The following is a 23,257-nucleotide window of genomic DNA, read 5'->3' as shown; positions in this document are numbered from 1 at the left end:
CCGGTTACAAACCAAAACGATTCTCCCATACGATAAAAGTATGGCAGAATCGTTAAATTTGTATTTATCATATATCTAATAACTATCAATGAAGCGTTGTAACAGTGGGCTGGGGGCAATATCGGCCGGCCACACCAATTTTAACGTCGTCCGCCACGGTCGGTAGCGAATTGGGCGAATTGCCAAGGCCGCCCCACTAATCTCTTCGGCCACCGTCTGGGGAACCAACGCAACCCCCATCCGGGCTTCGGCCCACTGAACGGCAGTTCTGGCATCATCGCAAGTGCAGGCAACGAAGGGCTGAATTCTCTGCTCCTCGAAGGTGGTTTGAAAGATTTGTTCGAACCGCCGATAGATAATTAGCGGGACGTTGGCCAATTCCGAAACCTGTAAACTGGCGCCACTGAAATGATCATACTTCTTGGGCACCACCGCCACCATATTCTCCGTGGCCAGTTCCTTACTCGCTAAGCCCGGCGCGGTAAACGGCGTCCGCACGATGGCCACGTCTATTAGGTGTTTGGCTAAACGGTCAATCAACCCGTACGTGTTGTCTTCAAATAAGCGTAATTGCACCTTGGGATAGTGCCGCGTCAACGTCCGGAGCTTGGCATTCGGCGTGGCACCAATCGATGACGACACCACGCCCACCGAAAGCACCCCCGCTAACCCTTGCCCCAGCGACCGGACTTGGCTATCCGCCCGGTCACGTAAGTCCACCAATTGACGCGCATAGTCGCGTAAAAGTTGCCCGGCCGGCGTTAGCGTGACGCCAGTGGCCGAGCGATTCAAAAGGACCACACCCAGTTCTTTTTCCAACTGTTTAATCTGATAGCTCAGTGGGGGCTGGGCCATGTGTAGCTGTTGCGCGGCCGCCGTGATTTGACCGGCATCGGCCACTGCTAAGAAATATTCCAGTTGCCGAAAATTCATGTTCTGCGCCCTCCCACGTATCGTTTAGACCATTATACCAGAAATTATGGGAGCCCCGTCTCATCGGTATCGGCGTGCTGGGAACGTTTGATGACCGAGACCCGGTCCTTGTCCGGCAAGACTTCTTGGAGCAGATACTGCCGAATCAGGAGGATAATCTGCTTGTTTTGTGGCAGATCGGAGTGGGTCGTGTCGTCCCCCGTCACCGTGATCTGGGTGTAGTGGGCGACTTGATTTTGAAAGACGTACTTGCCTTGGTTGACGCTGTTCGCCGGAACGGTCCCGTCGCTCGAATAGTTCTCCGTTCCCGCCACCGAGTAAACGGTGAGCTTCTTGGGCAACCGTGATCGGCCCTTAATCAATTCGCGCAAGATGGCCGTCTGCTTCGTGGTGCTATCCGATTCCATATTGTACGGCGTGGCAATCGTCATCAGCCGCTCCGGCTTGACGTGAGCCGTCTGCGTTAAATATTTCTCCAGAAAGACGCTGAGAATCAGCCCACCGTTCGAGTGCCCCAGCATCGAGAAGTGATTGAAATGGTAGGTCTTCACGAGATCCTTAAAGGCCAGGTCGAGCCACTGCGCCTGTTTATTGATGTTGCTGTAACCGTCGCGATTATTCTCAAACGCCACCACGATAAAGGGATGATTGTCGCCACGTTTAATCGACCCGGTATAGGTCAGCTGGCCACTCTCGGCGACCCGGACCTTTAAGACGCTGTGCGCCGACTTGGTTTCCTTCCGCAACTGGGTAATCAACGTATCGAATCGGTTCTGACTGGCACTCGACCCCGGCACCATGATGGTGGGACTCAAAGGCGTTTTATAATTAGACTTGTACTGGGTGATACGCTGCTTTAACCAGAATTGACTGGGAAGAAAGATCGCCAGCACAACCAGTAGAACCAGTAACCATCGCCACCAATTACGCCGCATGGTCAACACCTCCCGCATCATTGAGTAGCCGAACAAAGGGCAGGTAAATCACGACCGACACGCCCAGACACAGCAGGCTCAAGAGCAATGCTCGCCAATCCCCACCGGTCCCGAGGTAAGCGACCAGTGGCCCGGGCGTGGTCCGTGGCACGGGATACACAATTGGCGGCACCAGTTTCCACGAGATGGCGGCCCAGGCCAAGACGATATTGACGGCCGGCGCCATCACGAAGGGCACCAGCAGTACCGGATTAAAGAGGACCGGGAGCCCTAGGAGTGTGGGTTCGTTTAGATTCAAAAGGTTCGGGATCACCGTTTGATTGGCCACCCGGCGGTAACTCGCCTGTCGCGAGCCAATCCAAATCGCGATGATAAGGGCCAGCGTCATCCCCGCCCCACCGAAGTTGGCATAGGCGTCTCCCAGCGTATGTAACGTCACGGGATGTGGGGCGTCCCAGCCGGACCCGTGTTGCACGGCGTAGGCCAGATTTTGTAGGGACGTGACCGAGCTGTTGCCCGCCACGTCAATGGGACCGATTAACCCCAGCCACCACAGGCCGTTGCTAATCGCCGTCATGGTTAGGATGCGCAGGCCATCGTGGCCCAGATTGGTGTTGAGCGTCTGCAATGACAGATAGACCAAATTATTGATGCCCCCGCCGCCGATCCAGCTCAAGCCGTAGCCAATTGCTACCGTGAGACTCAGGACCACGATCAGCGACCAGGCAATCCGACTGGTCCAGGACAGGGCGACCTGATGCCGCCGTAGCCACCATTTAGCGAGACCCTGCATGACATGGCTAGCCAACCAGCCGACACCTAATCCCACTAGAATTGACAAAAAGATTCCCTGAGGGCCCAGGTTGGCCTCGAGAAATGACGACCCGGTCGGACCATTTTGCCCTAGGGCGCTATAGTTTACATTTAGCGTCAGGAAGGCGAGCGCACTCATCATCCCCACGGCTAAAGGTTCCGTGTGATAGGTGCGGGCCAAATAATGCCCCGTGGTGAAGGCAATCATCACGGCCACCAAGCCATTGACCACCACACTCACGGCTTGCAGGGCCTGACGCCACAGGGTGATCCCCGGTAGCCAACTCCCAATGTGATAAATTTGAAAGAAAAAGCCACTCTTGGAGAGGCAGCCCTGCCCAATCACATCAGTTAGCGCCATGACTAAAATAAACGGATAGGCCACACGTAACGCTTCACGAACCGCACGCATCGCCCGCCACTGATTAACCCGCTGGTTGAGTCGCCATAATCCCCGTAATTGTCCAACCATCCTCACGCCCCCACTTCGTTTGTCTGTTAATTTCATTATACGGGGTTTTCGTGAAAGCGGGTGGCTAACGTCTTACAAATTTAAGCATAACAACACACATATTCATCGGAAAAGTATCAAAAGAAGACGACATACAGCGTAAACATGAACCCTCTTACATGATGACTTTAGATAATCCAATTACACTTGCAGAATAATTCATGCTTATTTTTCGTAAGCCAAAAGTTCAATAGTGAACCGAAAGGCTATGAACACTGGGTTCCGGCCGGCGTCTCAAGATGATAGCTTCTGGGCGTCAAAGCTAAATTGTATTTGCAATTTTTCTACTTTTTAAGCGGCGTTAGTATTAACTACCACCCTTAAAAGGATCCTCCTACCCACAAATAACGAGTCTATCCACGACCTAATCATTTCTTTCTTGATCACGAATATACTTCTTGATTGTAGCTTCGTTCAATCCCATCGTACTCACATAATATCCCACTGACCAAAAGTGTCGATCTCAAAATTTACATTTCAAATTTGCATGCCGGTCAAACATCGTCATCACACTCCACCTTTAAGCATCCCATAAAACTCGACACCATAAGCTTAGGTGGAATACTTCCTAAAAAGAATCTTAACTTCTTTATACGGCGAATTTTATAATCAAGTTAGCCACTTAGAAATTTAGACCAAAAAAATACACCAAGACGTAAATCTCAGGTATCATTGGAGTTCCTACACAAACAATGAAAGAGGTCTTCGTCTTGATGCAAGAACAGCTTACCATGAATCGCCCCAAGGGTCACCATCTAACTTTGAAGGAACGTGGAAACATCGAGGTCTACTTCAACCATGACGGGTATTCTCGCCGTAAAATAGCTGATCTGATTGGGGTCAGTCACCAGACTATCAGTAACGAGATCAAGCGAGGCTTGGTGTCCAATAAACAGCGGGTTAACGGCAAGGAGAAGTACCATGAAGTCTACTGCTGAACGATGCTATCACGAGAAGCGGGTGGCCTGTCACCGGCCGTACAAGTTCACCCAGGTGGCGGACTTTCTGGCCTTCTTTGTGGAGCGCTTTAAGACTGATGGCTGGGCACCAGACGCCGTGGTCGGTCGAGCTAAAGCGCTTGGCCTCTTTCGACCGGAAGAGATGGTCTGCACCCAGACTTGTACAAGTACATCGATAAACGGTTCCTAGAGATCTGTAACCTAGATCTTGCTGAGAAGTTAAGCCGTCGCCCACCAAAGCACGTGAGCACCGCCCACAAGTATCGGCGCCTATTGGGTCAAAGTAATGAGGAACGTCCTGCGGAAGTGGATTCTCGTGAGGCGTTCGGGCATTTTGAAATCGACACAATCGTCGGGAAGCGCGATGGTCAAGAGAGTGTCATCTTGACGTTGATCGAACGCCAGACGCGCTTCCAAATTATCCGCTTGATTGACGGTCGCAACGCCGATTCAGTGGCCTACGCGATGAAGTCAATCATCGCTGAGTACGGGCCCATTATCGAATCAATTACTGCGGACAATGATCCTGAGTTTGCGACCCTTCCGCAAGTCATGGCATCAGTTGCCCCAGTCTACTTTACACATCCTTACACGTCCAGCGAGCGCGGCTCAAACGAGGTCCATAACCGCATGATTCGCCGGTACTTTCCTAAGGGCACGTCCCTCGACGCTATCAGTCCAGCTGACGTCGCCAAGGCGGCCGACAAGCTAAACAATTTGCCTCGTCGCCAACTGGGTTTCCAACCGCCAGCTGAGCGCTTCGGCTAGGCGTATCGCTCCTCTCCAAGCCCCTGAGAACCCCTTGGTATCAGTATTTGGTCTCAGTGGCTAACTTGTTCTTGCAATTTGCGAGTCATTCCAAGATGGATAGCTATCTTTCTGTGGTCAGGCTTGTACACCTAGGTGGCCTGATTTTATGAACGGTCGCGTCAAGCGACCAACCGCTAAGAAGGCGTACGAATTGCTTATAATTCAATTTCCGCACAGCATCCTGATTCGTTGGCCATTGGAGCCGACCATTCTCCAAACGCTTATACAACGTCTCCGTCCCAGTAAAGAGCTTTGAAACGGTCCTTTCTGGTACCGCAGAAGAGATAGAGCGCTGGGTTGTATGGATCAAAATTGAACTGCTCCTGAACAACACCCGCTAATCCGTCGATTCCGCGGCGAAGATCGGTCTTGCCACAGACAATATAAACTTGTCCAATCTTACTCAGATCAATGAGCATCGTTAAACACTGCCTTTAAGAGCGCGTCAACTATATAACCATTGGCCTTATTGTAGATAATAACTGACTTATTTTTGCCAACTTTGAGCTGAACTGCCCGGCTGGGAACAACTGGCGTTGTTCCAACAGCCTGACGCGGCATTTTGACTTGCACGATATCTGGTTTGTCCATAATAAAAACCTCACCAATTTATTTGATGAGGTAATCATATCGTGTTGCGACCATCAATCATAGACGGTCAGTTATTAGGTGCTTACCTTAATCCTGCATTCCAATTAAATCAAACTTTTCAGTTGACACTATAACATCAAAACTATCCTTTTGTGGAATTCTACCTTTAACCATAATTGTTTGATCAGAAAGATTGTAGTACCATCCTTCATCTGCATCTTCCCACTGCTGTTTAACTAAGTACCGTTTCACCTGCTTTCCATCTATAGAAACCCAAAGGGCTCCTTTTCGTTTATCAATAAGCCGAATTGTCATAGCTTCCAGACTGTCCTTATAAGAACCGCTAGATTCAAAATGAATCTTTTTTTGTGACGTTCCAGAAACAACAATGTCTGTTTTTCTGTAAACTCCCTTCTCAAAATCATTAGTGACTCCATCATCATCATAGTACGTAAAGTGACTATTCTCCGCATCACCAATTAGAATGTCAAGATGTTTAAGCGTGTCCTTAGTAATACGCTCAATATCAGGAGATGTAATAAAAATACCATTATCTCGTAGAAACATTGGTATACTGTCTAATCCAACTGGAATTTCAATTACCTGACCACCATCGTACTCTTTCAGAAAATTGTTTAAGTCATACCACTTAGCCCCATTTGGTAAATAGACCTTTCGCGTAGTAGCCCCTTTTTCGACAACATTTGCTACTAAAAGTGACGGTCCAAACATAAACGAAGAGCTTCGATCATCATAACAGTTTACATCATTTTGAAATTCCATGAACGTTGGACGCCAAATTGGTAAACCAGTTTTATGCGCCTGAGCAAACATAGAATACAGATAAGGTAACAATCGATACCTCAAGTGATAGGCGTCGCGAACATAGTCATTATATTCTTCATACATAAAAGGCTGAGTAACAGTGTTGTCATCATTAGCAGAATTGATGCAAAAACGTGGTTGAAAGATACCATTTTGGATCCACCGTAATAACAATTCTCCCTCAGGAACACCACCGGCAAAACCACCAATATCACATCCCTGATTAGCCACTCCGGATAGACCCATACCTAGAATGGTATTAATTTCATATTTAAGCGTTCGCCAATCCGTTAAATTATCACCAGCCCAAGTTTGAGCGTACCGTTGAATTCCAGCATAACCAGCGCGATTAATGATGTAAGGTCGCTGATTCTTATTTATTTCACCAATTGCTTGCTTTGCAGCATATGCCATCATATTGGGTTGAACTGATTTTAATTCAGCAATTGGCGTTTTATGCCCCTCATCATCACAGATTGCATTCCGATCTTCAACTCCGTCATATTCACAATTATCATTCCAAACTGTAGATGTTCCTTTTTGTAATATTGTTTTCTTTAGCAACTCTTTCCAAACATTTCTAGCTTGGGGATTTGTAAAGTCAACGAATCGACCAGCACCACCCCACCATCTTCCAATATAATCTTCTTTTCCATCCGAATTTTTTATAAACGCATCTGCCTCGCGATACGTTTCCATATAAGGATGATTCTCTAAGACACCTGGTTTTAGATTGGGGATAACATTTATTCCCTTGTCATTCATTTTTTTAAAGAATTGATCGGGATTTGGAAAACGTCTATTGTTCCAATTAAAGGTGTATCTTAAATTATCTGTCACGCCTGAAGAGTATCCTGAAGCTAGCCAGAAGTTATCAATGTTAATTTTTTCTTTGTCGTATGTATCAATAACATCGTAAATTTCCCTATCAGCATCTTTTTCTAACTCAGCATAATACATTGTAGAGGCTGTATATCCTAGACTCTGTTTAGGGGGTAAAGCCTGTTTACCAGTTAGGAACGTGTAGCGATTAATGACATCACTAACCGAGGGACCGTTAATAAAGAACAAGTTGATGTCACCACCATCAGCTTCGTAATAACTATAAGGAGCCCAGTATCCACTTCTTTCTTTCCCCATGTCAAATGTGGACTCATACGTATTGTCATAAAAAAAGCCACTTGCATTTTGAGACTCATCATTTAGTTTAATATAAAAAGGAATATGTTTGTATAATGGATCGCCACTTTCGGGATCATGCCCAATGGCATCCTTAGGTGACATTCTCATACGATCACCAATTTTATCCAGTTTGCCTGTTTTTTCACCAAATCCATAATAATGATCATGTTTTGGATCAGTCTGAACATAATGAAACGTTCGTCCTAAAAAGTCTCGTTCGTATGAACGTTCTGACAGATCTGTATAGATTTCATTACCTTCATTATCCCAAATAGTAACCTTAGCCGGCTTTTTATAAATTTCAATCTTTAAAGAGTTTGTTTTGAACACATAACAGTTAGACTTATCTTCAACATCAATATTTAAAGCATTGATTCGTGTCCGTTCTCCCTCAAATAAATTATCCATCTCGTCCTTCCAGGCTGTCTTTATTAAAGAGTACGATTTTTCCTTAAAATTCCTGTCAAATGAGACTCGAACCCGAACAATATCACATGTTAAAAACATTACTATCATATCAGCCGAATCTCCACGCAAATAATATTCATTATCTTTCTTTTCACACGAATAGATTTCTCTTAAAATCATTTTTAACTAACCTCCTAAAAGAAGTTCAGAACATTAACAGATATCGTATACTAATATATCAATATCATTGTAACCGCTTTCCTCGCATCTTGCAAACCTTTCTGCATTTTTCTATAGCTGCCCTCCGTTCTCCGCAAATTATGCTAATTCAACTGGTATCCCTCAATTGGTTAAAAAATCGTCATTGACAGCGCTTTCACAAAAGAATATATTATTAATATACTAATATATCAAACGCACCTTTTAATACAGGAGGCATTATATTTATGGACGATCGGAATCGAAGAATCTATACTCCTCGTGGAAACATTAGTATCTGGCGTTCTTTAGGCTTTGGTGTAACTGATATGCTGGGCGGCGGGTTTGTCGCTATTGTCGGCGCATGGCTACTGTTCTTTTATACAACATATGCTGGATTAACAGCAACTGAAGGGGCATCGATTTTAGCACTAGCTAAATTTCTCGACGCTTTCACTAGTTTGATTATGGGCAATCTTACCGATGAACTTTGGAGAACTAAGATTGGCCGACGTTTCGGTCGGCGACACTTCTTTTTACTTATCGGGATTCCGTTAACTTTAGAATTTTCTCTTATATGGATCGGTGGCATGACTTACTGGTACTACCTTTTTTCTTATTTACTATTTGAAATTATCGTAGCTATGATAACTATTCCCTGGGAAACCTTACCCAACGAAATGACTACTGATTATGTCAAACGTACCAAGTTATCTTCTACTCGTTTAGTTATTTCAGGAACCGCGACTTTCTTAGCAACATTCATTCCTGGGCAATTATTTCGAGTACTCGGCCAAAATAGTGCGCTTCCTTTCTTCATCAACGGATTATTATTTGCAATTATTTTTTCAATTTGTGTTGCAATTAGTTGGGGAACTACTTGGGAACGCTTCATTGATGAAAGAGAAGGGGCCCGACTCCGGGCGGGAGAAGAAAAGTTTACTTTGAAGAATGCCGTGAATGACTACTTCTCAACTCTCAAAATCAAAAGCTTTCGACAACATTTATTAATCTACTTATGCTCTTTCACCGCTATGGATACTTGGAGCGCCGTCTTTGTTTACTTTATTGTTTCTGATTTACATAAGACAACCACCTTAGCTGCCAATATTCAATCGCTTAGTCTTTTTGGTATTCCTATCACAATTCTTTTAGGTTGGCTGTTTACTAAAACAACTCCTAGAAAATTATTCTTTGCATCTTACACTTTAATTATCATCAGCAACTTTACATGGCTAGCAATTTGGAAACTCGGTCTAGAAGATACACTTGTTTTATTAATTATTGCTGGCTTAATATATCAATTTGGTAAGTCGGGATTAACTTTTATCCCGTGGAACCTATTTCCTTTCATCCCGGACCTTGATGAATTAGTAACGGGTAAAAAAAGAGCTGGTGTCTTTGCAGCCGTTATGGTATTTGTTCGTAAATCTACAGTTGCCGTTGCCACTTTTATTGTCGGTATCTTGTTAGATGCATCAGGATACGTCAAAGGACAAATTAATCAATCCGTTAGCTCTCAAAATATGATCGGTGGTATTCTAGTATTCGGTGTTTCTATTTTAATTTTAATTTCATTAATTATTGCAATGCGCTTCAAACTTGATCAAAAGAGTCATAAAATCATTATCGATGAAATAAAACGATTAAACGACGGTGGTAATATGTTGGACGCCACTGATAAAACGAAAGACACCGTTAAAGAGCTTACAGGTATTGACTATTCGTCCATCCCAGAATGGAATAAAACCAATATTTCGAATTCCAAGTAAGTACAATGTAAAGTAAGCACCTAATAACTGACCGTCTATGGTTGATGGTCGCAACACGATATGATTACCTCATCAAATAAATTGGTGAGGTTTTTATTATGGACAAACGTAAGCACCCAATAACTGACCGTATTGAATTGTAGTAAAAAGAGAAAGCCCGTCCTCGATTTTTGAGGACGGGCCTTCTCTTCCATGCTTCAAGCGGCTATTGCGTTTAAAATGCTACTTTTATTACAGGACTGTCGATAATTCCATGGTAAATAAGCTTCCAGATCAGTCTTTTTCGCAAAATCTGGTAGTTGGGGATTTTATTCAGAAGGTAGGTCACGTAATCACGCGGATTGATGCCATTTATTTTGGCAGATTCAATTAGCGTCATCCAAATCGCCGTAGCCTCAACTCCGGCAGGACTGGTACTGAAGAGCCAATTTTTTCGACCAATCACAAAGCTCTTCATGTTACGTTCTGAGGTATTATTGCTAAAATCCACCGACCCGTAGTCGATAATCTTATTTAACGCCATTCGCTGGTTCTGCGTATAGGTGATGGCTTTGCCCAGTCTGCTTTTAGGCAGTTCGTTGACTTGGTCAATCCAAGCCCAGAATTTTTCCATAAGTTTATGTAATCGCCGTTTCCGTTGGCGCCGTCGAGCACGAGGAGACCATTGTTTCCATTCTCGCTCCAGGGCAAACATTTTATCTAGCAACTCTAGCGGACGACTCATCATAACTTTTCCGTTCACGTTTGTTGCTTCGTAGAACTTCCGACGGACATGGGCAAAACATCCTACTCGGATGACGTCTTCGCTCAGACTATTATAACCGGCATAGCCATCGCATTGGAGTACGCCCGCAAAACCTCGATAGAAGTTTTTGGCGAAAGTTCCAGATCTGGTGGAGCCATAAGCATACAGAACCGCATGCTCAGGAGTTTTCCTAACTGATCTCATGACCCACATGTAGGATTTCGACGTAGCTATCTTACCGGGCTCTCTGATGACCTGCATTGGCGTTTCATCGCCTTGAAGGTAAGGCTGGGTTACTAATTTATCGCGAATTAAGTTGTATAGTGGCCTCATTAAATCTCCTGATTTTATGATCCAGTTCGCCAAAGTTGTCTCGGACAACGCTGCCACCATTCTTTGCCAGTCTTTTAACTGTCGAGATAGTGGGACACCTTGCTCAAACTTTTGGTGGATAATTTCCGCAATAACTGAAGCCGAACCCAGGCTGTGAGGCATTATTGGTCTTGGAATGGCACCTTGGATAAGATGTGCAAGGCTATCAATGCCTTCGCAGTCGTCGCACTTATACGTATAATAAGGCGTACGAATTGCTTATAGTTCAACTTCCGCACGGCATCCTGATTCGTTGGCCATTGAAGCCGACCATTCTCCAAACGCTTATACAACAGAAGAAGCCGTCTCCGTCCCAGTAAAGAGCTTTGAAACGGTCCTTTCTGGTACCGCAGAAGAGATAGAGCGCTTGGCTGTATGGATCAAGATTGAACTGCTCCTGAACAACACCCGCTAATCCGTCGATTCCGCGGCGAAGATCGGTCTTGCCACAGACAATATAAACTTGTCCAATCTTACTCGGATCAATGAGCATCGTTAAACACTGCCTTTAAGAGCGCGTCAACTATATAACCATTGGCCTTATTGTAGATAATAACTGACTTATTTTTGCCAACTTTGAGCTGAACTGCCCGGCTGGGAACAACTGGCGTTGTTCCAACAGCCTGACGCGGTATTTTGACTTGCACGATATCTGGTTTGTCCATAATAAAAACCTCACCAATTTATTTGATGAGGTAATCATATCGTGTTGCGACCATCAATCATAGACGGTCAGTTATTAGGTGTTTACCTTATGACTATCTACGACTGGCAATAAATCGATTAGTCATAAATTATGGTTCTCTGGTTACTGAACATCTCAAATTACCAAATCAATTTTTAAATTAGTTTGCCATAATCAAACCCACGATCAGAATTATCAGTTTCTGACTGAACTTGAAAATAAATCAAAGAGTTAGGTCCTGCATTTATAGAAATATTATTCCTATTAATTAATTTAGTTGAAACGGATGGGACAGCACTTCTTTTAAGTAATTGAATCATTGACGAATCCAAACTAGCTGGTTCACCAAGGGCATGCCAAATTTTCAATGGATTACCATGATCTTCATCAATCGTCTGAGTAATAATACTAGACTGACCTACTCCGTCCGGCATCGTCAATTGAACTTTTTTCACTGTTGAACTCGAATTCCACATAATCCCAACTAACATACCATCATCACGCTGCATTACAATGAGAGAATCATTCTTTAATATACATCTCCCCTTTAGAGAATTGAAAAATTTAAATGTCCAATATGTTGGTTTGGGAATGCTATGATTCGCTACTAATCCAAATCCACCATAGAAGGGGGTAAATGGGATCCCCTTCTCTTCAAACACATCACCAAATGTCCAATACGAATACACATCAGAAGTTTCGCCCATCCTAGATAATAAGTAAGCCACGTACACTGCATTTCTAACAGTGTCATGAAGTGGTGCATCAGGATTATATGATGTATTAAATTCTGTAACATACATTGGTAGCTTAGTGCTATAATTTGAATCATTAATAATTTGACGTGAAACACTAAGCTCATTTAAGCTTTCATCAGCATCTCTCAAATTTGGATAACGATAATGCCCTTCAATTTGGGATGAATCTACAGTATAAAAGTGACGAGATATAAAATCTAATTTTAATTTCTTCTTTTCACAAAACTCAATAAAATTAGATAACCACCGTTTATCATCAACACCGCAAATTGCTGGACCACCAACTTTAAAATTAGGATCTACATCTTTAATGGCTGAAAAAGTAATTTCAAACAATCTGAAATATGCTTTCATATCCGCATCCTTCCAAAATTGATCAATATTTGGCTCGTTCCATATCTCAATGGGCCAATCAACAACTCCTTTTCCATAGCGCTTTTTCAAATGAATAAGTGTTTTTTGAATTAACTCTACCCATTTTGATTCATCGGCTGGCGGGGTAATATTTCCTTTCCAGTAGAATACAGAATTTGTTCCTGATCCTAATCTTTGAGGCATAAATCCTAATTCAAGAAAGGGTTTAATCCCTATTCTTTTATAATTATCCATAATTTGATCCAAATACGTAAAATTGTACTCAGCATGTACTTTCCCTGAATCATCTTCATACTCTTGATAAATTCCAATATCTTCAGCAAATAATCCGTGTCCACGAATGTATTCGAAACCAATGTTTTTTTGAATATACGATAATTGATCCAAATACTCTTGGCGTAATGCTAATCCTAGTCGTCCTGTACCAATACAACGCGTTGCATAATTATGAAATTTTATAGGATCAGTAGATGATAAGTCAAGTTTATATTCCTTCATAATCAAATCCACCTCTAAATCTTTTACTAAGCTATATGCGTTCTAATTAATCTTTTAAGCAATTTCTGCAAGCAAGAGGATTAGTCCACAGCTTCTAGTAGACTAACCCTCTCTTGTAATTAAAAGTTACTAATTCATTTTAGCCTTACTCGAAACTGGCCATAACTTATCATAAGTAATACCCGTCAGAGATTCAACTGTCTTCTTCGCCTCAGCAGTCACGTCCTCTTTACGACCACCAGCTTTAAGCCGGTCAATTTCAGCGACCAGAACTTCGTGTGTATGAACATCTAACTTGAAGGTAAGTGCAAACAGGATCGCTAACAGTGTAAGCCCGCCAACACCGAAGACAATAATACCTACAATAGCTTGAATAGCCTGTGGAGATTGCGTGGTAGCACCGCTCTTAAATCCATTTTCAGATAAAACCCATCCTAAGAATACAGCTGCAATACCTGAAGTCACTTTCCGAATAAAGTTCATCATGGCTGCAAATTCACCCTCACGACGCTTACCAGTGATAATCTCATCAACATCCGGAATAAATGGAAAAACATTCCAAGGAATTGAATAAGCACCACCCTTAAAGAACAGGTACAACGTTGAAACTATTGCCAATGAAGCAATTAACATTCCATGAGTCAAGTGCATTTGGAACATCACATAAAACGCTGCTAAACCTGCAATTACCATCGTGAAATAGAAAACGTAGCAGCGACGAGCGCCCAATCGGGTAAACAACCAGTAGTTCACTGGAGTTAATGGCAATCCAATAATACCCAGTGACAAGAGCCAAGATGCGGTAGACGTGGATAGACCATAACCAAAAACAATGAAATACACGAATGCTCCAGAAAATAGATCTTGTGCTGTAACACCTAACAAGTATAAGTACATATGTTGCCGAAACGCCTTAACTTTCAATGTTGAGAAGTAAGAAACCATTGCTTCCCAAAAGAACTTTACCAAATTAGTCCTTTCTTGAACATCTGATTCTTTAATATCATCAGGAAGTGTGGCTTGAATTTCAGAAATTGGCCGTTCCCATGTAAATTTATACGTAATTAGGACCGCAATACTAAAGATAATTGCAAAGATAGCACCAATAACCGTATAAGCATATGCGTTCTTATCACCCATAATGCTAATGACTAACCCACCAACTAACGTTACAATAGACGTAATGCTACCTGAGAAGAACATGCGAGTGGTAGACATCTTTGAACGTTCATTGTAATCAGTAGTCATTTCAGACGGTAAAGTCTCATAAGGAATCAAGACCATCGTTACAACAATCTCAACAATGCAGTAAACAATCAAATAATACCAAAAACCGATTCCTGGTATCCATAATAAGCTATAAACAATCAGAATCATCGGAGACCCAATTAGCAAGAAGAAGTGTCGCCGGCCATATTTACGACCTAATTTTGTCTTCCAAAAATCATCTGAAAACTTTCCCATAACAATAGCAGTTATTGAGTCAACGATCTTAGCCAATCCAATAATGCTTCCAGCTTCCAACGGATTTAGATTACAGAAAGTCGTGAAGAAGAACATTAGATAGGCACCAATCAGCGCACCATATCCTCCACCCATTAGATCAGTTACACCAAATGCAATACTATGCCACATTCCTACTTTACGACCTGTTGTAGAATTGGCAGTTTCTACCTCATTATCCATTTATAATTCACCTCAAACATTTTTATAAAGCGCTTTCAACATTTTCAAAAACTCTTAAACAAAAGGGGGATGCCGGATCAAGTGATTCATTTTCAATCGATATTTTAGGTGTATTCCCCCACCCATAGCGAATTAACTCTATTTCACTTAGATCCATATTTCCCGGTGTTTCTACACTAACTGTATTATTTCTAACCTCCCCTCCAGACAAAGAATACCATCTATTTCGAGTGAAAACTTCAAACATAGGGATTCCTTTCAGAATAAGTTGATGTTCAAAAGTTTTAAACTGAACAACAATCTTGCGAGAGTTCCGACAAGCACCAACTGCCAATGGGCCTGTGCAATATCCATCTGTATACTTACCCACATTTTCTAATGCATACGATAATTTTTCCGCTATCGTCTTCTTATCTGTCGGATGTAAGTCATTGTCTTCACCCAGTCCTAAAGAGACAACCATACCCGTGTGTGCTAAACATATACCTTGTATTTGTTCTTGCCTGATCGCTGCCCAGACATGGCTAGGTTCAATCCCACAATTGGGTAATTGTACGTATAAAAATGGCAACTTATTATCTTTAAACAAATGACGCCATTCTGAGATTAGTGCCTTAAATACTTTTCCATAACCATGTGCTTCCCCAGTATCACTTTCTCCTTGATACCACAGGATCCCCGCAATATTCAGTCTCTTAAGCGGTGAAATCATTCCGTTAAATAACCCAACCGGCTCATACTGCAAAAAGATTTGTTCTTTTCTTTCTGGTAGCCAATTTCCACGTGCTATTTTCCACAAGCCCTGCTTATCAAGATCCAATGTTTCACCATTGGCAATTAATAAATGCTTCTTCCCACAACGAGCTCCTCCAGGATAATTAAATACTTTGAGTCTTATTACCAATTCAAATGTTGATTTCAACTCACCTATAACGTATTCCCTTGGAGGATACTGATAATCCGTATGCCCCACCATTTGTCCATCAACAAATGTTTCGTCAGCATCAACGAAAGTTCCTAGACTCAATTGGGCTACTGAACCAACCATCTTAGGCGGAACATGCACTCTCTTTCTAAACCATATAACACCTGGATAACGAAATGGCTTTGGCAACTGCTTACTTAGATCAATGGACCCCCAGTCTGAATCATCATAATTCGACGACTGCCACGAGTCACCTCCCATATCAGTTTCATCAGCCGTCTTCAAAAACTGCTCTTGATATCTATCTTCATCACGTTGAACTGCTTCCAAAAACTTTGGACTCTTCAAACGATCAAAATTCGTTGGCAACTCATGTAGTCGACTTAATGTTTGATAACTTACCCAACTTCTAACATGCGTACCGCCAATAGCTGTTGAGATCAGTCCAACTGGAACATGATTTTTAGCATACTGCTGCTGTGCAAAGAAGTAACCTATACCCGAAAGTCCCTGAATATCTGGAGAAGTGGCTCTCTTCCATTCTCCTGAACCTAGTTCATCCTCCTCGCAATTAAAGTTAAAGTGCTGGGGAACTATGAAGAAACGGATATTCGAATTAGATGCTTCGCTAATAGCTCTTGGATATCGCGTCTTTAGACGGTCCATCCACAGTTGCATATTGGATTGTCCACCAAGTAACCAAACATCACCAAATAAGACATCATGGATCTTTACTCTTCTATTCTGGGTTTCAATCGTAATTTCAAAGGGACCACTAGCTTCTTGTGGTAGTAGCTCAAACTCAAAGTATCCACTATCATTTGATGTTGTTGTAAAAACATTACCATTAAGTTCCAGCCTCACTGAATTACATGATGTTGTATATCCCCAAAAGCAAAACTTTTTATTTCGTTGTAAGACTACCCCGTCTCTCAATAAGTATGGAATAAATAATTTTTCATCCATTATCAACGCCTGCGATTCCTTACTGATATATCTTCCGACCTCGCTTATCCTTTATCCCTGACATTCTGTAAAAGTATGTGTTTACCTGGTCACGCCACTCCAAGGCATTCTGCAATTGTTTATGCAAACACTGTAAGACTTTTTCATAGATATTCTTATCTAAATCGGTTGATAGTTTCTGCCACTCTTTCAAGTAATTGCTTGAGCGCTCATAACCCTCAAAATGCTGATCGTAAATTGTCTGAATTAAAGTTTCTCCATTTTTTAAAACGGTAGTATACGGCAAGTGATGGAAAAATAGGACAAGGTCATCTGGCGTGGTTTCTACATTTTCGTATTGAGATGCCACTTTAGGTGAATAGAACTTAGTAAATCCACTTCCAGTAGCCTGAGTCCGATCAACCCCTACCCCATTCCGATCTGCAAAATGATACGTTCCCCACCGATCATATTCATAGCCATTTACTGAAACGCCATAATGAAAATGAGGAACAACCATAAACCCAACACCTAAAGGTGCATTATACATTCTATAGGTTTCATTGGAAGTAGACATAATATTAAAAATACTTCTTTTTGTCGTGGCATTAGATTCCACAAAAGTCTGATCCAGCCATTCCTTCAGAATATCGTTTGCAGTAGCACGATTATCCCAGCATAAACGTCCAAAACCATATAAGTTTGCTAAAGCCAAGGGATTTCCAGTCCAAAATGGACTCATACCCACATTCCCAACTGCAGCAAAGCCTGTATTTTCAACATTGAGACTAGTCTCTCGCAATACTTGACTAGAAGTTCCATCCTTCAAATCTGGTTGTTTAGTATTAACGTTTATCATATGCTGCCATTGAGGAACAACATAATTAACGTCAATTTGATGTCCCAAGTACTCTGCAGAAATTTCAAATTCCATCATTTGGTTAGTCTGCTTCAGTGCACCGAACAGAGGAGAGAGTGGTTCAGAGGTTTGAAAGTCAATAGGGCCAAACTTAATTTGTAAGATTACATTCTTATCGAATTGTCCATCTAGCGGTTTAAAATTTTCGAATGCCGCCTTAGCTCGATCTGTTCGTCTATCACGCCAATCTTGCTTTGAATTGTAAACAAACGTACGCCAAATAATAGTACCTTGATATGGACCGATTGCCCTTGCCAACATGTTTGCTCCTTCAGCATGTGTTCTTCCATACTGGTACGGACCGGGTTCCCCTTCACTATCCGCTTTAACCAAGAAACCTCCAAAATCAGGGATCTCTTTGTAAATGCCTTGACAAATATCTTTCCAGAATTTTTTAACATTTTCATCTAAAGGATCAGAAGTTGCTAACCCTCCAATGTGCTTTGGAGATTCCCAATTAATAGACAGAAACAACTTAATCCCAAATTGTCTAAAAGTATCTGCTAATTCCGCTACTTCACTTAAATATGGGTCAATAATCAAGTTAGTTCCTTGACCACGAACATTAACATTGTTGAGCGAAATCGCATTTATACCCACAGAAGCTAACATTCTAGCATAGGTTATTAGTTTCTCTTGATTATGTCTGAACGGATCGCCATCTACCCTGTCAACACCAAAATCACCACGATCTGGATTATCTAACTTATTTAAAGCACCAAAGAAAATTGACGCACCTGCATAGCCTCGCTCAATGGAACCATCAATTTGATCCCAATGATCAATCATTCGAATTGATTGGTCTGGTGTAGAAGTATAATCTTGTTCAGACTGATGACTCATTCGCAATCTAATAAGTGCATAAAATCCGTACAACATCGCCTTTGATCCGTTGCCTTCAATGATAGTTTTACCTTTAGTTTGATAAATGTGATATGTATCATCATTCTTAAACTTCGAGTTACAATAATTAAAAATAATTGTAGCATCCTGTTGTTCGTAAGTAATCTCGCAGTTTAACCACTCAAGAATTTCTTTTCGCAGACGCAACCCGATTGTATCTTGAATCTCAATCCTCGCCTGGTTAAAGTAGAAAACATCATTACCCATAAATGACGAAATATTATCTTCATTAACCCATGTATTATTCACATCTTTGCTTCCTTTCTCAATTATTTTCTTCAAACGCAATCAGTCTTACAATTGTATTGAAAATTCCCACTTTGCTGACTACGAAATCTTAGTAAATACGCATTCTGCTATATCTGTACAAATGATCATAATGATTATCCCTAATCACTGCGACAAGTGTAACCGTTTACAGAAAAAAAAACCATATTCAGATGTAACGATTTTTTGTCAAATCATGACCCAATTCAATTTAGTTTTAGTTCAGAATACTTCTTAAAAGAACGGAAAATAATTATGTCAGTTACCATATCTGTTGGCTGCTTTACTCAATTAGCCTCTAGTATGTTTCTAACAACCATCTTTTTTTAATAAGGCTGATTTTAAAAGGGCCTGTGTGAAGTCTAAGTGTAAGTCCGTCAGAGGCCTTATAATAACTAGAACTTTTATAATTTCGAGTCTTTATCATCCAATTGCTTTTAGCCCCAAAAATTTATAATTATGATGACAATGGTTTTCGTACTTATATTTCATGTACGAATCTTCATATTGCTTACCACACTACTAGACCATAAGGTCACGATATCATCCCATCAGACCATTCCAAATATACACTCGAATTTAGTAAGAATCTGAAATATCATCGAGAATCTGATCTGATCATCAACGTGTCATTTTACCTTAAAAACTTTATTTCACAAATAATATTCTACAGCTCGTCACTAACTAATAGTTGGTGAATTCCGTTTTGGAGTGATATGGATCATCCAATATGTATCGAGTTTCATAATCAAATTAACCACTTAAAGATTCAACCTAAAATATGCTGTAGAAGATCATACTATTCTGGTACAACACGTTAAACTGCACTACCGCAAATCCGAAAAAGCCTAGCATTAAAAACTGTTCGATTATCATGCAGATACGGAACGATCAGTTCAATAAGCTGTAATCATGGATTCAATACGTTTTCTCCATCATTAATTAGCTAGCTCTTAACGTTTGGGTATAATCATGATAGGCTCTTAGTCTTTCAAAAATGAGTAAGAACCTATCGTAATTAGTGATATTTAGCAAAAGGTTGAAAGTACGAAAATAGACCTCAGCCCTTGATAAAGCTGGGCTGAGGCTAATAAATATAGTCATTTGGCGTTATTGAGCCTTGCCTAATAATCTGACCAGATTATTAGGCAAGGCTTTTATAAATTCATCGAAAACGGTGCTGAGAATCTCTTCGTTCATGTCGAACTTCTTACCTATACCAGTTAAGGTTTTCATCAACCAACTCAATGCATTAGCAAATTTTATATCTGGTAAGGACCGACTATAATCATAGAATAGGTCACCATACGTTCGGTCATCTGAGTTTTCTCGTTGTGCCAATAAAATGTCGTAGCCTACTATAACGACCGCCATGTGACCGCAAAGGCTATCATAGCTTTGAATTTGTGTTCGATCGAATTGTAGGTACTGCTTAGCCACTTTAAAGTAACCTTCAATCTGCCAGCGCCGCGCATACATTTGAATAATCCCTTGCGGACGAAGGCCAATTTTGGTGGTGCCTAGAACTAGATAGTTGCTGGCAGACCCCCTTTTTCGTGACAAAGACTAATTTGACGGGCATCATCTGACCTGAAACGTCAAACGTAACGATAGAACTGTACACGTAGTGGCTTTTGGTTGACACTTACTGCGGCGAAGTATGTCATACAAAGTTTTGATATCCATTTGACGATCACAATAGCAAAAGTAAACCTTCTTATATTTCTTCAAACACCGATACCATACCGACCACGTTTCAGTAATTCAGCAAATATATGAGGAGAGGAGTACCAACTCTGTCAAGCAAGACATAGCGGTCCTTTTACATACTTTAAAACCCAAAGTTACTATCTAGTTTTCGCAATATTACATTACTAACATCACGCGTTACGGTGTAAATATCTATTAATCCATCAAGTCTAGACCAATTTCAATCATTGTTCCCAATCGCTAAAACTTTCCGAGATATGCTCCCTTTAAAACTTATCTTTTTTACACCTTCGATGCCTGCTGCACCGCGCGCCAAACCGTACTGGTACTGACGCCAAACTGCTGGGCAATCTCCCGGTAGGTCTGGCCGGTCGACCGCAGCTGGCAAAAGGTCGCGGCATCGGGCACCACGTGGGCCATTGGTCGCGGAGCCAAAGTTGTCGTGAGAAGTTCCTCGCGCCGGTGCGTCGGGAGCGGTTGCGGTTGGGTCAAGACCACCGGCTGGGTCCGTTGAATCTTGGTCAAGGCATCCACGACACAGTGGGTGGTCTGCGCGTCCCACAGCGCATTGTGCTGGTGGGGATTGAAGATATTGAGCAGTCCGGCCACGCCATTCAGTGGCAAATAATGATGGGCATTCTTGCGGGCATGGTTACTTCGATTAATCACGAGATTCGTGTACACACTGCCGTCAAATACCACCAATTCCCTTCCCAGCAGCGCTTGTTCCGCCGTTGAAAATTCTGCAAAGTGAACCGCCAACGTCTGACGTAACAGGCGCAAATCGTTACTCTTATCCCAGAACACCAGGGGAATCCGCCGTGCAATCACCTCCTGAATGAAGGCTTTCAACACCGCCAGCGGATCGGCCTGTGCCTCGTAGGTGGCCAGTGGCAACTGGGTTTCCTTTAAGCCTCGCAGTTTAAGCGTTGGCGAAAAGTTCGGGTGATCCAGATAGCGGTTAAAGAAGAGGTCGATGGGCTGATTGCCCGCGTACCCCAACACCGCCAGTTGAAAAATACTGGCCTTCTCGCCTAGGATTGACACCCGACGCTGGATCACATTATCGCCCTGTCGCTGGACGCCAAACAAAATGCCAAATTCACAGTCAATCACGGCGTACCGTTCCGGAATCTTCGTTAGGGCCTTGACCTTAGGAAAAACCGCGGCGAGCTGTTGACGAAACTGATCCGTCACCGGCAATGCCGCGGTAACCGGGGGCAGATAGCCATTTTGCTTCAACAAAGCCGTCACGCTTCCGTCTGACGCCTCGGTCGTATCATAGCGGACAATCTTCTTGGCCCCCAGCTTCAGCGTGTGCCCCGACGTTGAACGAATCACAAACCGCTGATTGTCATCGATCGTAATGTCGGTAATTTCACCCCAACTCGCATAATTCTTGACGGTCACCAATTGACCCGAGGGTTCTATCTGACAGATTGGATAATTCACCACATAGATTAAGTGATTTTCCTGCGGCAACCGATCCAACGCCCGGCGCTCCGCAAACCAGATTCTCGCCGTGGTCCCCAGCTCCTCTCCATAATTTTTAAGTACCCCCAGCTTACCCGATTGACTTTCAGAAAGCCACCAAAACGATTCATAAAGTTAATTATAAAAGCAGTTGCATAAAATAAACTATCAAAAAAGGCGCTCATGGACTTCCCCACTAGCGCCTCTTCGCCCTAACGATGGGCATTTAAATACTTAACCGTATCGCGACCCAGTCGGTTCATCGCGCGATATTGCTGATACTGATTGCCCTGCTGTGCCAGAACAACCACCGTATACGTCCCGTGCGCCGTCTTAAAGAGGCTCGCATCGTTCTGGACGCCCTTGTCGGGAAATTCCCCCGTCTTGTTGTAGACCGCCGCATGCTTCACCAACTTAGGTAATTTCGTATGATTTTTACAATGGTGCAGCAACGTCATCATCTTGCGATCGTACGTTTTACCCAGCAATTGATTCTGACTGGTTAACGTCAGAAAGCGGGTGAGGTCCTTGACCGAGGTGGTATTGTCCTTTCCCCGACGCAACGCCCGCGTATCCAGCATGTAGCGGCGCAAGTGAGACTGATGAAAGCCGTAGTGGCTCATCGCCTGGTTCACGCGCTTAAAGCCACCCAGCCGCCGAATCAAGCGGTTCGTCGCGGCGTTATCCGAATTGTGAATCATCCGGGCCAGGTCCGTCTTAACGGCCTTGGTTAGCTTGAGTTGATGGGCCTGCGCTCGCTGAAAAACCGTCAACATCACAAAAACCTTAATCGTACTGGCCGAGCGCTGCGACCGTACCCGCTGATTGCCGGTCGTAACCGCTAGCGGTCGCGCTCCCAGCCGCGTCACCTTCACGGACCAGCGGCCATGCACCGGCTTCATATCGCGTTTAATCAGCCGCTTAATCGCCGCTTGCTCGTGCGCGACCGTGGTGGCCTGCGCCACGGTCGTTGACCCCAGGATTCCCAGACTCACCGCCGCCAGTATCACAAATCCTCTTAATCCACGCATCATTTACCTCCGTCGTAACCTTATTAAA

At 42.9% G+C, this 23,257-nt stretch carries 15 protein-coding genes and 4 pseudogenes; 2 read left to right on the top strand and 17 right to left on the bottom strand.

Features of this window, described 5'->3' with window-relative positions:
• Nucleotides 1-75: 75 nt before the first annotated feature.
• The 4 genes and pseudogenes from V8I28_RS11790 to tnpA form a co-directional block, all read right to left on the bottom strand.
• Nucleotides 76-933, bottom strand: coding sequence for a LysR family transcriptional regulator (locus V8I28_RS11790; RefSeq protein ID WP_341780287.1), 858 nt, complete (start codon nt 931-933; stop codon nt 76-78).
• A 44-nt stretch (nt 934-977) separates the two neighbouring features.
• Nucleotides 978-1,868, bottom strand: coding sequence for an alpha/beta hydrolase (locus V8I28_RS11785; protein WP_341780286.1), 891 nt, complete (start codon nt 1,866-1,868; stop codon nt 978-980).
• Nucleotides 1,858-3,153, bottom strand: a complete 1,296-nt coding sequence (locus V8I28_RS11780; RefSeq protein ID WP_341780285.1) for a PTS transporter subunit EIIC — start codon at nt 3,151-3,153, stop codon at nt 1,858-1,860. Before V8I28_RS11780 ends, V8I28_RS11785 begins: the two co-directional genes overlap by 11 nt.
• Nucleotides 3,154-3,556: 403 nt before the next feature.
• Nucleotides 3,557-3,764, bottom strand: a pseudogene (gene tnpA, locus V8I28_RS11775) (IS200/IS605 family transposase); the annotation flags it as partial.
• A gap of 120 nt (nt 3,765-3,884) precedes the next feature.
• Here tnpA and V8I28_RS11770 point away from each other — a divergent pair.
• Nucleotides 3,885-4,919, top strand: a pseudogene (locus V8I28_RS11770) (IS30 family transposase).
• Between the two features lie 103 nt (nt 4,920-5,022).
• Here V8I28_RS11770 and tnpB (V8I28_RS11765) read toward each other — a convergent pair.
• From tnpB (V8I28_RS11765) to V8I28_RS11755, 3 genes and pseudogenes are all read right to left on the bottom strand, one after another.
• Nucleotides 5,023-5,380: pseudogene (gene tnpB, locus V8I28_RS11765) on the bottom strand (IS66 family insertion sequence element accessory protein TnpB).
• Entirely contained in the window at nt 5,370-5,552 is a 183-nt protein-coding gene (locus V8I28_RS11760) for a hypothetical protein (RefSeq protein WP_341780284.1), read from the bottom strand. The pseudogene tnpB (V8I28_RS11765) and the gene V8I28_RS11760 overlap by 11 nt, the downstream one beginning before the upstream one ends.
• 87 nt (nt 5,553-5,639) lie before the next feature.
• Nucleotides 5,640-8,147 carry a glycoside hydrolase family 31 protein gene (locus V8I28_RS11755; protein ID WP_341780283.1) on the bottom strand — a complete coding sequence of 836 codons (2,508 nt, stop codon included), beginning with the start codon at nt 8,145-8,147 and terminating at the stop codon, nt 5,640-5,642.
• 266 nt (nt 8,148-8,413) lie between these two features.
• Here V8I28_RS11755 and V8I28_RS11750 point away from each other — a divergent pair, with 266 nt between their 5' ends.
• On the top strand, nt 8,414-9,937 hold the full coding sequence (locus tag V8I28_RS11750) for an MFS transporter (protein ID WP_341780282.1): 1,524 nt from the start codon (nt 8,414-8,416) through the stop codon (nt 9,935-9,937).
• Nucleotides 9,938-10,151: 214 nt separating this feature from the next.
• Here V8I28_RS11750 and tnpC read toward each other — a convergent pair whose 3' ends face one another.
• The 10 genes and pseudogenes from tnpC to V8I28_RS11700 all read right to left on the bottom strand — a co-directional run bounded on the left by tnpC (nt 10,152) and on the right by V8I28_RS11700 (nt 23,229).
• Entirely contained in the window at nt 10,152-11,225 is a 1,074-nt protein-coding gene (gene tnpC / locus V8I28_RS11745; protein ID WP_341780312.1) for an IS66 family transposase, read from the bottom strand.
• A 55-nt stretch (nt 11,226-11,280) separates the two neighbouring features.
• Nucleotides 11,281-11,547 carry an IS66 family insertion sequence element accessory protein TnpB gene (gene tnpB / locus V8I28_RS11740; RefSeq protein ID WP_445928213.1) on the bottom strand — a complete coding sequence of 89 codons (267 nt, stop codon included), beginning with the start codon at nt 11,545-11,547 and terminating at the stop codon, nt 11,281-11,283.
• A complete protein-coding gene (locus V8I28_RS11735) occupies nt 11,537-11,719 on the bottom strand; it encodes a hypothetical protein (protein WP_341780281.1) in 183 nt (60 codons plus the stop codon). The genes tnpB (V8I28_RS11740) and V8I28_RS11735 overlap by 11 nt, the downstream gene beginning before the upstream one ends.
• A 175-nt stretch (nt 11,720-11,894) precedes the next feature.
• Nucleotides 11,895-13,370 (bottom strand): GH39 family glycosyl hydrolase, encoded by a 1,476-nt coding sequence (locus tag V8I28_RS11730; protein ID WP_341780280.1) that lies wholly within the window; start codon nt 13,368-13,370, stop codon nt 11,895-11,897.
• A gap of 129 nt (nt 13,371-13,499) precedes the next feature.
• A complete protein-coding gene (locus V8I28_RS11725) occupies nt 13,500-15,056 on the bottom strand; it encodes an MFS transporter (RefSeq protein WP_341780279.1) in 1,557 nt (518 codons plus the stop codon).
• Between the two features lie 22 nt (nt 15,057-15,078).
• Nucleotides 15,079-16,947 (bottom strand): sialate O-acetylesterase, encoded by a 1,869-nt coding sequence (locus tag V8I28_RS11720; protein ID WP_341780278.1) that lies wholly within the window; start codon nt 16,945-16,947, stop codon nt 15,079-15,081.
• 19 nt (nt 16,948-16,966) lie between these two features.
• Nucleotides 16,967-18,997 (bottom strand): alpha-glucuronidase, encoded by a 2,031-nt coding sequence (locus V8I28_RS11715; protein WP_341780277.1) that lies wholly within the window; start codon nt 18,995-18,997, stop codon nt 16,967-16,969.
• A gap of 1,128 nt (nt 18,998-20,125) precedes the next feature.
• Nucleotides 20,126-20,837: pseudogene (locus V8I28_RS11710) on the bottom strand (transposase); the annotation flags it as partial.
• 170 nt (nt 20,838-21,007) lie between these two features.
• Nucleotides 21,008-22,177 (bottom strand): helix-turn-helix domain-containing protein, encoded by a 1,170-nt coding sequence (locus tag V8I28_RS11705; RefSeq protein WP_341780276.1) that lies wholly within the window; start codon nt 22,175-22,177, stop codon nt 21,008-21,010.
• Nucleotides 22,178-22,410: 233 nt separating this feature from the next.
• On the bottom strand, nt 22,411-23,229 hold the full coding sequence (locus V8I28_RS11700; RefSeq protein ID WP_341780275.1) for a serine hydrolase: 819 nt from the start codon (nt 23,227-23,229) through the stop codon (nt 22,411-22,413).
• Nucleotides 23,230-23,257 lie beyond the last annotated feature (28 nt).

It is taken from the genome of Levilactobacillus sp. HBUAS70063 (assembly GCF_038374745.1).
Taxonomy (GTDB): Bacteria; Bacillota; Bacilli; order Lactobacillales; family Lactobacillaceae; genus Levilactobacillus.
Note: the sequence above shows the minus strand (reverse complement) of the source record. Positions and strands in the feature narration are given on the sequence as shown.

Excerpts from the sequence above, each read along its gene's own strand:
- V8I28_RS11760 (WP_341780284.1), bottom strand. The coding sequence starts at position 5,552 with ATGGACAAACCAGATATCGTGCAAGTCAAAATGCCGCGTCAGGCTGTT.
- V8I28_RS11730 (WP_341780280.1), bottom strand. The coding sequence starts at position 13,370 with ATGAAGGAATATAAACTTGACTTATCATCTACTGATCCTATAAAATTT.
- V8I28_RS11725 (WP_341780279.1), bottom strand. The coding sequence starts at position 15,056 with ATGGATAATGAGGTAGAAACTGCCAATTCTACAACAGGTCGTAAAGTA.
- V8I28_RS11785 (WP_341780286.1), bottom strand. The coding sequence starts at position 1,868 with ATGCGGCGTAATTGGTGGCGATGGTTACTGGTTCTACTGGTTGTGCTG.
- V8I28_RS11700 (WP_341780275.1), bottom strand. The coding sequence starts at position 23,229 with ATGCGTGGATTAAGAGGATTTGTGATACTGGCGGCGGTGAGTCTGGGA.
- V8I28_RS11750 (WP_341780282.1), top strand. The coding sequence starts at position 8,414 with ATGGACGATCGGAATCGAAGAATCTATACTCCTCGTGGAAACATTAGT.
- V8I28_RS11790 (WP_341780287.1), bottom strand. The coding sequence starts at position 933 with ATGAATTTTCGGCAACTGGAATATTTCTTAGCAGTGGCCGATGCCGGT.
- V8I28_RS11720 (WP_341780278.1), bottom strand. The coding sequence starts at position 16,947 with ATGGATGAAAAATTATTTATTCCATACTTATTGAGAGACGGGGTAGTC.
- V8I28_RS11780 (WP_341780285.1), bottom strand. The coding sequence starts at position 3,153 with ATGGTTGGACAATTACGGGGATTATGGCGACTCAACCAGCGGGTTAAT.
- V8I28_RS11755 (WP_341780283.1), bottom strand. The coding sequence starts at position 8,147 with ATGATTTTAAGAGAAATCTATTCGTGTGAAAAGAAAGATAATGAATAT.
- V8I28_RS11735 (WP_341780281.1), bottom strand. The coding sequence starts at position 11,719 with ATGGACAAACCAGATATCGTGCAAGTCAAAATACCGCGTCAGGCTGTT.
- tnpB (WP_445928213.1), bottom strand. The coding sequence starts at position 11,547 with ATGCTCATTGATCCGAGTAAGATTGGACAAGTTTATATTGTCTGTGGC.